Raw genomic sequence first — 14267 nt, 5'->3', positions numbered from 1 at the left:
GAGGGGCGGTCACCGAGCCCGGTGACCGCCCCTCGCGACGTGCGTCGGCCCGCTCAGCCCTTGAGCTCGGCCGCGACCAGCTCCGCGATCTGCACCGCGTTCAGCGCGGCGCCCTTGCGGAGGTTGTCGTTGGAGACGAACAGCGCGAGGCCGTTCTCGACCGTCTCGTCGGGGCGGATGCGGCCCACGTACGACGGGTCCTGGCCGGCGGCCTGCAGCGGGGTGGGGATGTCGGTGAGGACGACACCGGGGGCCTGCGCCAGCAGCTCGGTCGCGCGCTCGGCGCTGATCGGGCGGGCGAAACGGGCGTTGATCTGCAGCGAGTGGCCGGAGAAGACCGGGACGCGCACGCAGGTGCCGGAGACCTTGAGCCCGGGGATGTCCAGGATCTTGCGCGACTCGTTGCGCAGCTTCTGCTCCTCGTCGGTCTCGTTCAGACCGTCGTCGACGAGGCTGCCCGCGAGGGGAAGCACGTTGAAGGCGATGGGGCGCTGGTAGACGCCGGGCTCGGGGAAGTCGACCGCCGAACCGTCGTGGGTCAGCTTGTCGGCCTCGTCGATCACCTTCTGCGCCTGGCCGTGCAGCTCCGCGACGCCCGCGAGACCGGAACCGGACACCGCCTGGTACGTGGCGACGACCAGCGCCTGAAGGCCCGCCTCGGCGTGCAGCGGACGCAGCACCGGCATCGCGGCCATGGTGGTGCAGTTCGGGTTGGCGATGATGCCCTTCGGGCGGTTCGCGATCGCGTGCGGGTTGACCTCGGAGACGACGAGCGGGACCTCGGGGTCCTTGCGCCAGGCGGAGGAGTTGTCGATCACGACCGGGCCCTGCGCGGCGACCTTCTCGGCCAGCGCCTTCGAGGTCGCGCCGCCCGCGGAGAACAGCACGATGTCCAGGCCGCTGTAGTCGGCGGTGGACGCGTCCTCCACCGTCACGCCGTCCAGCTCCGTGCCCGCCGAGCGGGCCGAGGCGAACAGGCGCAGCTCCGTGACCGGGAAGTTCCGTTCCTTGAGGATCCTGCGCATGACCGTGCCCACCTGACCGGTGGCTCCGACGATTCCGACCCTCACGGTGACTCCCTACTGCGTCCTGATACGTACCTGATGCCTGATGTGTGCCTGGCCGAGGCTCTTCCATGATGCGGCCGACCACGGCCCGCCTGTCCACTTCTTTGCCGTTCTGCCCGCGTACTGGGACGGCGGGGCAGGACGGGAAGGTCGCGGACCTTCGGCCGTCACCCCGCTGACCAGGAGGAATTCGGTCACCGGGGGTCATGGACCGCAAGGTTCCCTGCCCGGTTCGCCCCCGTCCACACGGAGGTGTGACGTACGCCTCTGCCGCACCCGGAGAACCCGCGCGAACGTTCCGGGCCCGGGTGGCGTCGTAGGAGAAACAGCGTGAGGGGGTGGGCCAGTGCTGCGCGGAAGGATCCGGCGCGGCCGGGGGGCGTACGTCGCCGGCGACGACGACCCGCTGGACGCGGCGCAGGAACGCCGGGTGCGGGCGGTGCTCGCACTGGGCGGAGTACCGCAGGCGGACCTGCCGGACGGGGTACAGCAGGTCCGCCTGCGGTTGCTGGAACGCGCCGCGAGCGGGCGGGAGGCGCCCCGGGACGTCTCCGCGTGGGCGGCGGTGGTCGCCTCCAACCTCGCCATGGACTGGCACCGGGCCAAGCGCCGCCAGGAGCGGCTCGGGGAGCGGCTGGCCGCGCTGCGTCCGGCGGAAGAGCCGTCCGGCGAGGAGACCAGCGTGCTCTCCCTCGCCGTCGCCCGGGGCCTGGACCGGCTGCCCGACGCGCAGCGCCAGGTCGTCGTGCTGCGCTTCTACGCCGATCTGCCGGTGCGTTCGATCGCCGAGCAGCTCGGCGTCCCGGAGGGCACCGTCAAGAGCCGGCTGCACGCTGCCGTACGGGCCCTGCGCGCCCGCCTGCACGAGGACGAGGTGGTTTGAACCCTCCCCCCGAAGTAGGGGGATTCCTGGCTCAAGCTGCTCATCCGCTCGGCAGGCGAGTGAGTCCGACGCTCTCAATACCGGCCGGGACGGAACCTGCCCGGTTGCCCGTCAAGACAAAGGAGTTGCGCGTGCTTGGTTCTCGCGACGCACAGCGGCCAATCTACCCTGCCGTGTGGATGTTCCCTCACTTTTGGGATGAAATCCCGTTCCGTTTCCTGCTTCGCAGGAATCCGATTCCTCCCCCGGCTGAGGCCAGGGATGTCCTCGGAGGGTTTCCAGTGACATGAATGCACGAGACGACAACCCGGAGCCTCGGTACGAGAACCCGGAGAACGTCCAGCGCGACGAGCTCGACGGTTCGGACATGCTGATGGCCGTCATCCTCGATGAGCCCCTTCCCGCATGGGCACAGCGGGATGCGGCGCTCGTGGACGCACACCGGGTGGCCATCGCCGATGTTGCTGTGCTGCGGGAGCAACTGGCGCTGATCGGCGACGCCCTCACGGTCCCCGGTGAGGCGGCGGCGGACGAGCAGGGGGCCGGTGCGTCGGCGAGACGGCGCCCTCACAGCCCCCGTCGCCGGACGGCGAAGGTCGTCCTCGGCGGACTGGTCGCCGCCGGCGCCGCCGGTCTGGTGCTCGGCATGGGATGGCTCGTGACGCAGGGCGAGGGGGTGACCGGCGCGGCGGACGGCAGTGTCGCCGCGGACTCCAAGGAGGCGGGCGGGGTCCTCTTCGGCAGCCCTCGCTATCTGGCGTGCGCGCGTCTGGTCGCCGAGGGTTCGGTGACGGAGGTGGAGCAGGTGCCGGGGGCCACCGGCACGGAGCGTGTCACGCTGGAGGTGAGCCGGTACTACCAGGGCGGGGGCGAGGTCACGTTCCTCAGGTACACCGCCGACGGTTCCCCGCTGCGCGCGGGCGACCGCGTCCTGGTCGGCATGCCCCTGGACGGCGTCCACCCGGACAGGGTGGTCGTCGGCGAGCCGGACATCGCCCGCGAACGGGCCCTGATCACCGCCTCGCTCCCCGAGTCACGCACCCTGACCTGCGACTGAGGACGAGGAGGGCTCGACGGACGACCGGGTACGACGAGGGGCGGGCGCCCGAATGGACGCCCGCCCCCTTTCCTTGCCGTAGGTCAGCCGCTTACGGGACGACCTTCTCGATCGCCACGTTGCCGAGGCCCGCGACCGTGCCGCGCTCGTTCACCAGCTGCACGCGCCCGAAGAACGCGCGTCCCTCGGGTGCCGCCGCCGCGACGGTGACGTCGCCGGAGACGGTGGCCGAGTCGCCCGTGCCCAGCTTCACCGGCGCGGAACCGTCGACCGCGACGGAACCGAGCGTGGAGGAGAAGAACACGTCCAGGTAGTCGTAGTCCGTCGAACCGGCCGGGACCGAGTAGCCGTCCACCGCGACGGTGTACGTGCCGGCCGCCGGGGAGGCGATCGACACCGACTCCTCCGAGTCGCCGTCGGCGGACTGGGCGACCTGCTTGCCGGCCTGGTCGTAGACCGTCAGGTCCAGGTCGGCGGCGGTGTCGGAGACGTTGCCGATGGCCACGTCGAGGGACGCGGCGCCCTCGGGCACCTCGACCGTCGTCGTGTGGGTGTCACCCGTGCTGATGGCCGGCCGGTCGGTCTTGGACGAGCCGAGCGGGCCGCCCACCAGCTTGCCCTCCAGGCCGGCGAGCTCGTTCGTCACCTTCCAGGAGACGGCGGCCGGCGTGCCGATCTTCGCCTCGGGCACCGTCACGGTCTCCGGGTCGAAGGCCGCGCCGAGGACGGCGACGTCCAGCTTGTACGGGTTGTCGAGCAGCGGCGACGTACGGCGCGACTCGACCTCGATCTCCCAGACGCCCGGCTGCGGGTCCGCGTACGAACGCACGTCGGGACGGCAGGTGTTGGCCGGGTTTGCGTAGTTCGGGTAGCAGTTGACCGTCGACGTCGGGTCGGCCGGGACGCCGTACGGGTGGATGGCGATGAACCGGGTCTGGCTCGTGGCCTTCAGCCCGCTCATCGCGATCTCCAGCGTCCTCGCGCCCTCGGGCACGGTGACGAAGTAGGAGGTGGTGCTGTTGCGCTGGGCCGTGCCGGACGCGGAGAAGGTGTACTCCAGCGGCGCCGAGGCGACCACGGTGGTCAGGATCTGCCGGTCGACACCCTCGGTGCGCGGGTCGTCGACCTCCAGGATCGCGCTCTTGATGCCGGCCGAGCCGGGCGCGGCCTGGACCTTGACGGTCACCGGCTTGTTCAGCGGCAGCCGGATGTCGTCGTCGCCGAGGATGCGGAAGGTGCGGCCCTCGTTGTTCTCGAGGTCCAGCTCGTGCCGCAGGGCACGGTCGGGGCCGGACGTACGGGTGATGGTGATGTCGTACGTCTTCTTCTGGCCGGCCTCCAGGCCGCCCTCACGGTCGTACAGGCCCGTGCCGAAGCCGGGGGTCTTCAGGAACTGGTCGATCGCGGTGTCGACCGGCGCCTTCACCTCGTACTGGTGCGCGGTGGCACCGTCGCGGATGGCGTCCCAGGCGTCCTCGATGTCGATGAGGCCGGCGCCCTCCTCGTACGCCTGCACACCGCGGATGTGCTCGGCGGTGGAGGTGAGGGCGGTGCGCAGCTTCGCCGGGGTGAGGTCGATGCGCTTCTGCTTCGCGGCGGACAGCAGCAGCGCGGCGGCGCCGGTGGCCTGCGGGGAGGCCATCGAGGTGCCCTGGAGCATGCCGTAACCGGCCGGGAGGGAGTAGCCCGCCTCGGCGACCGGGGCGCCCGGGGCCCACGTCTGGATGGTGTTGATCGCGGCGCCGGGGGCGGCCAGCGTCGGCGTGAAGCCGCCGTCCTCACGCGGACCGCGCGAGGAGAACGGCATCATGTCGTACTTGGTCCGCACCTCGGAGCCGTAGTTGGCGGCCCAGGTCTCCTTGGAGACGGTGGCGCCGACGGAGATGACCTTGTCGGCCAGGGCCGGGTCGCCGATGGTGTTGGCACCGGGGCCGGAGTTGCCCGCGGAGATCACCAGCTGGACGCCGTAGGTGTCGATCAGCCGGTTGTAGAGCTCGGCGCGGGCGTTGTTGCCGTCGTTGAGCGCCGGCAGACCGCCGATGGACATGTTGACGATGTCGACGCCGCGCTCGGTGACGAGGTCGATCATGCCTTCGGTGAGCGCCACGTTGGTGCAGCCGCCGGACCAGGTGCAGGCGCGCGAGGAGACGAGCTTCGCGCCGGGCGCGGCGCCGTCCATCCGCCCGCCGAACAGGCCGTTGGCGGCGGTGATGCCGGCGACGTGCGAGCCGTGCGAGCCCTCGATGACACCGATGTTGACGAAGTCGGCGGTCTTGCCGATCCAGTCGCCGCCGTAGGGGTCCATCGGGACGTCCTCGCGGATCTCCACGACGAACGGCTGGCGCTCGGCGACGTCGGTCGTCGGGTCGTCGGTGCCGAAGTACCCGATCTGGAAGCCGTCCTTGTACGGCTTCATCGGGGTGTCGTCGGAGAAGTCCCGGTTGTTGTTCAGGTCGACGCGGACCGTGCCCGCGGCGGCGTCGTAGAGCATGCCCCAGGAGTCGGTGGTGTCGCCGTCGCGGTTGGCGTCGCCGCCCGCGTCGCCGCCCGTGGTGTAGGACTCCAGGAAGGAGCTGATCTGGTACGTGCCCGCCGGGGCCGTCCAGGTCTCGCCGCCGTAGGTGAAGGTGGGCCCGGCGACGGAGGAGACCATGGGGCGCCAGGTCCGGTCGTTGTCCACGATCGGGTCGGTCGCCGTCACCCAGTCGACGATCTTGCGTTCGCCGGTGGTGGTCCTCTGCAGCGCGGGGTGGCCGAGGTCCACGCCGGAGTCGAGGATGCCGATGGTGACGCCGCGGCCGTCCGCCCTCGGGTTGTCCTCGACGAACTCGACGGCACCGGTCTCGAAGGACGGGTTGTACGGGTTCTCGGCGGGCGTCCGCCGGTCGGGGCCGGAGTAGGACTTCGTGCCCTTGTGCTTGCCCTTGGCGTGCTGCGTGGTGTCAGCACTGGGCGTGGGGTCGTCCAGCGGGATCTCGTCGCGCAGGTCGACGCCGTGCACGGAGGAGAGCTTGGTGGCGGCGGCGATCGCCGCGTCGGCCTTGCCGGTGGGGACGGTGGCGCGGACGTAGCCCAGCTTGTCGTCGGTCCGGCCGACCGAGCCGCCCTTGACCGCGTCCAGCTGCCCGGCGACCCGCTCGGTCTTTCCGGGAGCGGTGGCGATCATCATCGTGACGTGTTTGGCGCCGTCGGCCTTCGCCTCGGCGAGCAGCTCCGCGTCGGCCGAACCGAGCTTGTCGTGAGCTGACTTGACGTCCGCGTCGGCCGGCGCGGCGGCCGGGTTGTCGGCGGCGGACGCCAGCGTGACAGGTCCGGCCGCGGAGAGTGCGGCGACGAGACCGGCGGCCACGGCTATACGGGCCACGCGTCTGGTGCCCGATATGGAGTCACGGTGGGGAGAGTTGGTCATCGGCATCCCTTGTAAGTAAAGGAACGATCGCGAGCGACCGGAGCCGATCGACCCTGGTCGCGACGGTCCGGAAGGCAGCGCCGGACGATCGTTGAGCCTTACGCAAGGGGTGATGTTTGGCGAGGGTTGGCGAGAAGAAAATGGATGTGTGGGGAAAACCCCCGATGCGCTTATGGGGAGATGGGGTCCGAAGCCGACAAGTCACCCTTGCGGGCGCGGGGTCGTGCGTCACCGGTGCGCGCGTGGCGTCAGGACGCATCCGGACAGCTGCCGGCCGAACGGACCGGTCGTGCACGGCGGCCGGGTCAACGTCCCCTGATGCGACAGACGTTGAGGGTGGCGGCCTGCGCCGTGGTGGTATGCGACGGACAGCTCCTGCTCGCCCGTTCCCCGGGCCCCGGCGGCGTCCCCGAGTGGGTCCTTCCGGGCGGGGGCATGGAACACGGCGAGGACCCCTGCGACACCGTGCGCCGGGAGGTCGAGGAGGAGACCGGCTATGCCGTCGAGGTCACCGGACTGCTCGGCGTGCACTCCACCCGTCGCAACCTTCCCGCCCGCCTCGGCCGCACCGTCGACCATCACGGCGTACGGCTGGTCTACGAGGCCCGGGTCACCGGCGGTGAACTCCGCAACGAGGCCGACGGCTCCACCGACCTCGCCGCCTGGCAGCCCTTCGACACCGTTCCGGGTCTGACCCGGATCCACCTGATCGACATCGCGCTGCGCCTGTGGCGCGAACGCCCGCCGACAGGGCGGGCGGAGCCGGTGGACGGGCGGGAGTAGGCGTACGCGACGGTCGAGGGGCGAGGCGAGGGGGCGGGCCGCCGGGAGGCCGTCCACGTCGTCGCGGCAGCGGGGGAAGAGCGCGCCGGACCCCGCTGTCCCGGCATGTTCCGCCGGACGGGCACTACCGGGGCAGGACCACGACGTACGCCGCCGGGTCGCGGTCCGTCGCGGTCGTCAGGGCCGTGTGGACCGCCGCCGCCTGCTGCTCCGCCGCGTCGCGCAGCCCCCGCGGGGTGAGGTGGACGACCGTGATGCCGAGCCGTTCCAGATGCTCGCGCTTGCGGGTGTGCTCCGTCCACGCGGCGTCGTCCCCGGGGCGCCGGCCCGGCCGGGGCGCGCGGGTGTCGAGTTCCACCGCCACCGCCTGCTCCGGCCAGTACGCGTCGAGGCCGCCGAGGTGAGGGCCGCCGGGAAGACGCAGATCGACGTTCCAGTACGGGTCCGGCAGGCCGTGGTCGCGGACCATCCGGTACAGCCGGGCCTCGGCCAGCGCCCGGCCCTCGGCCAGCAGCGCGTCCACCGCGTCCACCACGTGCGGCCGGTTGAGCAGCTTCGCGCCGGTGAGCTCCCGCACCACCGCCGCCGGGTCGCAGTGGCCGCCGCGTACCGCCTCCGTCAGCAGCCGGCGGACGGCGGTCGCGTCCTCCAGGACCGCCACCGCGTCGGCCAGCGCGCGCGGTACCGGGGCGACCGGAAGGCCCGTGACCTGCTCCGGGACGGGCAGGGCCGGAGCGCGGACGATCCGGACGGGACCGGTCGAGCGCAGCCGGCGCAGCCGCGGGACCAGGACGTCGACGACCTCCAGGGACGGCAGCGGGGGAGCGGACGCGAAGCCGTGCAGGGTCAGCGCCGCAAGGCCGGTGATCATGGCCTCCCCGTAGGGGGAGGCGGGCGGCTGGTCCGTGCCGGGCTGGACGGGGACGCCCACGGTCCGCTCCCGTGCCGCGTACAGCAGTACCGCGTGCAGCCGCTCCTCGCTGGTCGGCGGACCCGGGTGGAGCAGGACCACGCCCGGCAGGAGTTGCTGCCAGGGCCCGCCGGAGCGGCACTGCTCACCGGCCTCGGCGGCCGAGACGCCGTGGGCGCGCAGCTGTGCGTGGGTCAGCACACGGCGTCCGGCGCCGGCCGAGAGCTGGTGCAGGGGGCGCGGGGAGAGCGGGGTGTCGTGGTTCATGACCGGCAATTTCCCGCCTCCCGCCCGTCCTTGAACCCCTGTTACACGCTCGTCGACAAATGAGGACAAGCCCTCACTAAAGGACGCGTGTTCGGATACCGAAAACCCCTGGTCCGCTCGGCTGCGGCCAGGGGTTACGGCTGCTGTGTGCCGCATTCCGTAACGATCACGGAGCGCCGAATCGTAGGCCAAAGCTCCATGCTCCTGGGGCGCGGGGAACCGTGCGAGCAGCCACCGGCTCACCCGCACCCCGGGGCCGAAGGCGGCGCCCCGGTCCCCTCAGCGGCCGGCCGCCGCCTCGTCGCACTCCTGGCCGCGCAGCGCCCGCGCCAGGTCGTCGCGGGACTCCAGGACGAGACGGCGCAGGGCGGGCGCCGCGTCCTCGTGGGAGGCGAGCCAGGCGTCCGTCGCGTCCAGCGTCGCCCGTGAGTCCTGGAAGGAGGGGAAGAGGCCCCGGACCACATCCATGCCGATCTGGATCGACCGCTCCGTCCACACCCGCTCGATCACCGCGAAGTACCGCTCCGCGTACGGCGCGAGCAGCTCCCGCTGGGGCGGCTGGACGAAGCCCGCGATCGTCGCCTCCACCAGCGCGTTGGACAGCGCGTCCGACTCCACGACCTGCGCCCAGCACTGCGCCTTGACCGCCGCCGACGGGCGGGCGGCCAGACAGCGCACGTGGTGCCGCTTGCCGGACGCGGTGTCGTCCCGGGCCAGCTCCTCGTCCAGCCGCTTCTCGTCCGCCTCCCCGTGCGCGGCCAGCGGCTCCAGGAACGCCCAGCGCAGCTCCTGGTCCACCTCCAGACCCGGCAGGGTCACCGTGCCGTCCAGCAGCGAGGTCAGCAGCTCGAAGCCGGCCGGTGCCTCGGCCGTACGGGCGAAGAACCTCGCCCACGCCAGCTGGTGTTCGCTGCCCGCCTCGGCCGCGTACAGCTGGAGGGACACGCCCTCGGCGAGCCGGCGCCCCGCCTGCTCCCGCCGCCCCGGCGCGGTGTAGTGCACCGCCGCCGACTCCGCCCACGCGTGCAGCATCTGCAGCACGCCGATGTCGGACTCCCGGCCCGCGAACCGCAGCACCAGCTCGATGAACTCCCGGGCCGGCAGCAGCGCGTCCCGCGTCATGTTCCACAGCGCCGACCAGCACAGGGCGCGGGCGAGCGGGTCGGTCAGCGAGCCCAGGTGCTCGCGCAGCGCCGCCAGCGACGTGTCGTCGAAGCGGGTCTTGCAGTACGTCAGGTCGTCGTCGTTGACCAGGACCAGCTCCGGCGCGTCCGCGCCCGCCAGCTCCGTCACGACCGTGCGCGCGCCGTCGACGTCCGTCTCGGCCTGCGCGTAGCGTTCCAGCGTGCCGGACTCCGTGCGCCGGTAGAGACCCACCGCCACCCGGTGCGGGCGCAGTTCGGGATGCGACTCGGCGGCCTCCTGCACGACGGCCAGCTCGTCGATCCGGCCGTCCGCGTCCAACAGCACCTGCGGCGTCAGGGAGTTGACGCCCGCCGTCTGCAGCCAGGAACGGGCCCACGCGCCCATGTCCCGCCCGCTGGTCTCCTCAAGGACCGACAGCAGATCACCGAGGGTGGTGTTGCCGTACGCGTGCCGCTTGAAGTAGCGCCGCGCGCCCTCCAGGAACGCGTCCTGGCCCACGTACGCCACCAGCTGCTTGAGCACCGAGGCGCCCTTGGCGTACGTGATGCCGTCGAAGTTGAGCTTGGCGTCCTGCAGATCGCGGATGTCCGCGGTGATCGGGTGTGTGGAGGGCAGCTGGTCCGCGCGGTACGCCCACGCCTTGCGGCGGTTGGCGAAGGTGATCCAGCCGTCGGTGAAACGGGTCGCGCCGACCAGCGAGAAGGCGCCCATGAAGTCGGCGAAGGACTCCTTCAGCCACAGGTCGTCCCACCACTCCATGGTGACCAGGTCGCCGAACCACATGTGCGCCATCTCGTGCAGGACGACGTTCGCCCGGCCCTCGTACGACGCCCGCGTGACCTTGCCCCGGAAGATGAACTCCTCGCGGAAGGTGACCATCCCCGGGTTCTCCATCGCGCCCAGGTTGTACTCCGGCACGAAGGCCTGGTCGTACTTCCCGAACGGGTACGGGTAGTCGAAGTGGTCGTGGAAGAAGTCCAGGCCCTGCTTGGTCACCAGGAAGACGTCGTCGGCGTCGAAGTGCGGGGCCAGCCCCTTGCGGCACATCGCGCCCAGCGGGATCTCCAGGCGCGTCCCGTCCTCGAAGACCCGCTCGTAGCTGTCGGTGACGTAGTGGTAAGGGCCCGCCACCACGCAGGTGATGTAGGTCGAGATCGGCTTGGTCTCCGCGAACCGCCACACGCCGTCGGCGAGCTCACCGGCGCCGTTGCTCCACACCGTCCAGCCCTCGGGCGCGCGCACCTCGAAGCGGTACGGGGCCTTGAGGTCGGGCTGCTCGAAGTTGGCGAAGACGCGACGGGAGTCGGCGGGCTCGTACTGCGTGTACAGGTACACCTCGCCGTCCTCGGGGTCGACGAAGCGGTGCATGCCCTCGCCGGTGCGGGAGTAGGCGCAGTCCGCGTCGACCACCAGTTCGTTCTCGGCGGCGAGGTCCTCCAGCAGGATCCGTGAGCCGTCGAACACCTGGCCGGGGTCGAGGTCCCGGCCGTTCAGCGAGACGGCCGTGACGCCCGGCGCGATCAGATCCGCGAAGCTGCTCGCGCCCGGCTCGGCGCAGCGGAACCGCACGGTGGTCACGGAGCGGAAGGTGCGCCGGCCCTCGCCGCCGTGCTCGCCGACCGCCGACCGCAGGTCGAGGGACACCTCGTACCCGTCGACGGACAGCAGGGCCGCCCGCTCCCGGGCCTCGTCGCGGGTCAGGTTCTCACCGGGCACGGGTGGACTCCTCATGCGTCGTCGTCATGGATGAACAGCACCGATCCTGCCATGTGCCCCTGACGCGGGGCAGCCGGGAATGGCCGGGGCGGGCCGCGGTGTTCTCTCCCCGAGGTACCGCCTTCCCGAGGAGTGACATGCCGGACAAGTCTCCCGCCACGCCCGTCGACTTCTGGTTCGACCCCCTGTGCCCCTGGGCCTGGATGACCTCCCGCTGGGTGCTGGAGGTGGAGAAGCTGCGCGACATCGAGGTCCGCTGGCACCTGATGAGCCTCGCGGTCCTGAACGAGGACAAGCTCGACGAGCTCCCCGCGGAGTACCGCGAGCTGCTCGAGGTCAAGGCCTGGGGTCCGGTGAGGGTGGTCATCGCGGCACAGGAGGAGCACGGTCCCGAGGTGCTCGGCGACCTCTACACCGCGCTCGGCACCCGCATCCACAACCAGGACGAGGGCCCGGAGAAGGAGACGGTCGCCGCCGCCCTGAAGGACGTCGGCCTGCCCGAGTCGCTCATGGACCACTGGGACTCCACCCCGTACGAGCCCCAGTTGCGCGCCTCCCACAAGGAGGGCATCGAGAAGGTGGGCCAGGAGGTCGGCACCCCGGTCATCGCCGTCCCCGGCCCCGACGGCGAGGAGATCGCCTTCTTCGGCCCGGTCGTCACCCCGGCCCCGCAGGGCGAGGGTGCCGCCCGCCTGTGGGACGGCACCCTCGCGGTGGCCTCCGTACCGGGCTTCTACGAGATCAAGCGCACCCGGACCAAGGGGCCGGACTTCAGCAACCTGTGACGGTCAGTCCAGCACGGGTACTTTGATCGGCTCGGGGAACGGCTTCTTGTTGAAGCCCGTGCGCAGGTTGCGGCACTGCTTTCCGCTGTCGACGTCGAGCACGTTCACACAGAGCCGGAACTCGCCGACCCCGGACCGGCCCAGCCGTTCCTTGAGCCAGTCCTCCTCCTTCTTGTTCAGCCGGCGGTGCTGCTGGTCCGTGCCGCAGGTCCAGCAGTAGTCCCTCTTCGTCCTCTGTGTCGCCATTGCGCAACGGTGACCCGGAATGCCGTATACCGGAAGCCCCCGTGAGTCACGTCCTCACGGGGGCTTCCCTTTTTCCGCCTGCCGGGTGAACGGTGAGAAGACGGTCACGAGGACAGGAGGCTTATTGCAATGTACTTGCAATAACACGCTAACAGCAGAAAGGGCTGTCCGCTGAGCTCCGGGCACGCGCAACGGCTCCCGCGTGTCCGCGCGGGAGCCGTCACGGAGGGCGGGGAGGCGGTCAGTGCCGGGCGGACGCCCGCTGCCGGGCGTAGCCCACCGCCGCCAGGGCCGGCGTCATCCCGCCCGTCGCGTACAGCTGCACACGGGTGCCCGGTTCCCGAGCCATGAGCACGAAGGCCGCCGCCATCCCGGCCAGCGCCACCCAGGTCAGCCACGGGAACGCCCACATCCGCACCGCCGGCCTCTCGGGCGCCTCGCGCTCGAGCCGGCGGCGCAGCCGCAACTGGGAGACGGCGATGAAGATCCAGACGATCAGGATCACCGCGCCGATCATGTTCAGCAGCCAGGGGAAGACGTCGTCCGGCCGCCGGTAGCTCAGCAGGACGCACAGGAAGCCGAAGGCCGAGGAGGCCAGTACGGCGATCCGCGGCACCCCGCCCGACACCCGGCCGAGGGCTTTCGGGCCCTGACCCCGCCGCACCAGCGAGTAGCCGATGCGCGAGGCGCCGTGGATGGTGGCGTTCATCGCGGACAGCAGCGCCACCGGCACCACCACGTTCATCAGCGGGCCGGCACCCGGGATGCCGAGGCTGTCCAGGGCGGCGACGTACGGGCCGTCCTCGACGACCGCCGGGGAGTCCCACGGGACCAGGGTGACGATGACCGCCATCGAGCCGACGTAGAACAGCGCGATCCGCCACATCGCCGTACGGACCGCGCTCGCCACACCCCTGACCGGGTTCTCCGACTCGGCCGCCGCGATGGTCACGGTCTCCAGACCGCCGTACGCGAAGACGGAGGCGAGCAGTCCGATCACCAGACCCTCGCCGCCGTTGGGGGAGGAAGTCGGTGAGATGGGAGGTGCCGGGGGAGTCCGTGCCCGGCAGCACACCCGCGACGGCCAGTACACCGAGGCCGAGGAACAGGGCGATCGCACCGGCCTTCAGGGCGGCGAACCAGAACTCGAACTCGCCGAAGTTCCTCACCGCGGCGAGGTTCGACCCGCGGAAGACCACCATGAACAGGGCCACCCACGCGCACTCCGGCGTGCCCGGCAGCCAGCCGGTGACGATCTTCGCGGCGCCGATGCCCTCCAGGCCCACCGCCGTGCACGGCAGGACCCAGAACGCCCAGCCCGCGGTGAATCCCGCCCAGGGGCCGATGGCCCGCTCGGCGTGCGAGGAGAAGGAACCCGAGGACGGGTGGGCGGCGGACATCTCGCCCGGCATCCGCATCACCAGCATCACCAGGAGGCCGGAGAGGGTGTAGGCGAGGACGATGAGGGCCCGGCGGCGGCGATACCGGCGCCGGAGCCGACGAAGAGCCCGGCGCCGATCACGCCGCCGAGGGCGATCATCGACAGGTGGCGCTGCTTCAGGCCGTGCGAGAGGGAGGCACCGTCCGGCTCCGGGGGCGTCTGCGTGGTGGTGCTGGGCATGGGCGCGACTCGTCCAGTGCGGGAGACGGCAAAAACGTCGTCCAGTCTGGGCGGCTGCCCCGTGATCATGGGGAGGCCGCCCAGCATATGGACCGGGACGGTGCGGAGGGTGGCACTCCGCTTACCCGGCGGGTGCCGGCGGGGTCGCCGACGGCCGTCCCGGCGCCCGGTGTGCCGGACGGCCGGTTTGGTGGTTCCCTACAGCAGGTTCTCCACCGGCGCGTGTGGACGACACCACCTCACCTCAGTGACCGGCGTCACCCCGTACCCCCGGTCACCTCGGTTCTTTGTCCGGAGCCCACCAAGCCCCCGTTCGCGGCTTTGTCGAACGCTGACGGTGATCGACGCGGGGCCACCGGTATAGCGTCGCGGTGTCC

9 protein-coding genes and 1 pseudogene are annotated in these 14267 nt (G+C 71.4%); 4 read left to right on the top strand and 6 right to left on the bottom strand.

Going from position 1 to position 14267, the window contains the following annotated elements; all coding sequences use genetic code 11:
* Positions 1 to 53: 53 nt before the first annotated feature.
* Positions 54 to 1070, bottom strand: coding sequence for an aspartate-semialdehyde dehydrogenase (locus B9S61_RS37330; RefSeq protein ID WP_103546124.1), 1017 nt, complete (start codon positions 1068 to 1070; stop codon positions 54 to 56).
* A 343-nt stretch (positions 1071 to 1413) separates the two neighbouring features.
* Between B9S61_RS37330 and B9S61_RS37325 the strand changes: the two genes are divergently transcribed.
* Both B9S61_RS37325 and B9S61_RS37320 read left to right on the top strand, forming a co-directional pair.
* Entirely contained in the window at positions 1414 to 1950 is a 537-nt protein-coding gene (locus tag B9S61_RS37325; protein ID WP_103546123.1) for an RNA polymerase sigma factor, read from the top strand.
* A gap of 286 nt (positions 1951 to 2236) precedes the next feature.
* Entirely contained in the window at positions 2237 to 3007 is a 771-nt protein-coding gene (locus B9S61_RS37320) for a hypothetical protein (RefSeq protein ID WP_258040076.1), read from the top strand.
* Between the two features lie 91 nt (positions 3008 to 3098).
* On the opposite strand, the gene B9S61_RS37315 is transcribed toward B9S61_RS37320, so the two are convergent.
* A complete protein-coding gene (locus B9S61_RS37315; RefSeq protein WP_103546122.1) occupies positions 3099 to 6416 on the bottom strand; it encodes a S8 family serine peptidase in 3318 nt (1105 codons plus the stop codon).
* Positions 6417 to 6734: 318 nt separating this feature from the next.
* Here B9S61_RS37315 and B9S61_RS37310 point away from each other — a divergent pair, with 318 nt between their 5' ends.
* Positions 6735 to 7199 (top strand): NUDIX hydrolase, encoded by a 465-nt coding sequence (locus B9S61_RS37310; RefSeq protein WP_103546121.1) that lies wholly within the window; start codon positions 6735 to 6737, stop codon positions 7197 to 7199.
* A gap of 124 nt (positions 7200 to 7323) precedes the next feature.
* On the opposite strand, the gene B9S61_RS37305 is transcribed toward B9S61_RS37310, so the two are convergent.
* Positions 7324 to 8376, bottom strand: a complete 1053-nt coding sequence (locus B9S61_RS37305; RefSeq protein ID WP_181007710.1) for a hypothetical protein — start codon at positions 8374 to 8376, stop codon at positions 7324 to 7326.
* Positions 8377 to 8655: 279 nt separating this feature from the next.
* On the bottom strand, positions 8656 to 11238 hold the full coding sequence (pepN, locus tag B9S61_RS37300; protein WP_103546119.1) for an aminopeptidase N: 2583 nt from the start codon (positions 11236 to 11238) through the stop codon (positions 8656 to 8658).
* Positions 11239 to 11375: 137 nt separating this feature from the next.
* Between pepN and B9S61_RS37295 the strand changes: the two genes are divergently transcribed.
* Entirely contained in the window at positions 11376 to 12023 is a 648-nt protein-coding gene (locus B9S61_RS37295; RefSeq protein ID WP_103546118.1) for a DsbA family protein, read from the top strand.
* Positions 12024 to 12026: 3 nt separating this feature from the next.
* Here the strand turns inward: B9S61_RS37295 and B9S61_RS37290 are convergent, their stop codons facing one another.
* Both B9S61_RS37290 and B9S61_RS37285 read right to left on the bottom strand, forming a co-directional pair.
* Positions 12027 to 12269, bottom strand: coding sequence for a hypothetical protein (locus B9S61_RS37290; protein WP_103546117.1), 243 nt, complete (start codon positions 12267 to 12269; stop codon positions 12027 to 12029).
* A gap of 241 nt (positions 12270 to 12510) precedes the next feature.
* A pseudogene (locus B9S61_RS37285) lies at positions 12511 to 13890 on the bottom strand (amino acid permease).
* Between the last annotated feature and the right edge of the window lie 377 nt (positions 13891 to 14267).

This window comes from Streptomyces sp. SM1 (assembly GCF_002910825.1).
Classification (GTDB): domain Bacteria; phylum Actinomycetota; class Actinomycetes; order Streptomycetales; family Streptomycetaceae; genus Streptomyces; species Streptomyces okerensis.
This window is presented reverse-complemented; position numbering and strand designations above follow the sequence as displayed.

Bases quoted from the DNA above. Each gene is read 5' to 3' on its own strand.
- B9S61_RS37305 (WP_181007710.1), bottom strand. From the start codon at position 8,376: ATGAACCACGACACCCCGCTCTCCCCGCGCCCCCTGCACCAGCTCTCG.
- B9S61_RS37310 (WP_103546121.1), top strand. From the start codon at position 6,735: ATGCGACAGACGTTGAGGGTGGCGGCCTGCGCCGTGGTGGTATGCGAC.
- B9S61_RS37320 (WP_258040076.1), top strand. From the start codon at position 2,237: ATGAATGCACGAGACGACAACCCGGAGCCTCGGTACGAGAACCCGGAG.
- B9S61_RS37290 (WP_103546117.1), bottom strand. From the start codon at position 12,269: ATGGCGACACAGAGGACGAAGAGGGACTACTGCTGGACCTGCGGCACG.
- B9S61_RS37295 (WP_103546118.1), top strand. From the start codon at position 11,376: ATGCCGGACAAGTCTCCCGCCACGCCCGTCGACTTCTGGTTCGACCCC.
- B9S61_RS37315 (WP_103546122.1), bottom strand. From the start codon at position 6,416: ATGACCAACTCTCCCCACCGTGACTCCATATCGGGCACCAGACGCGTG.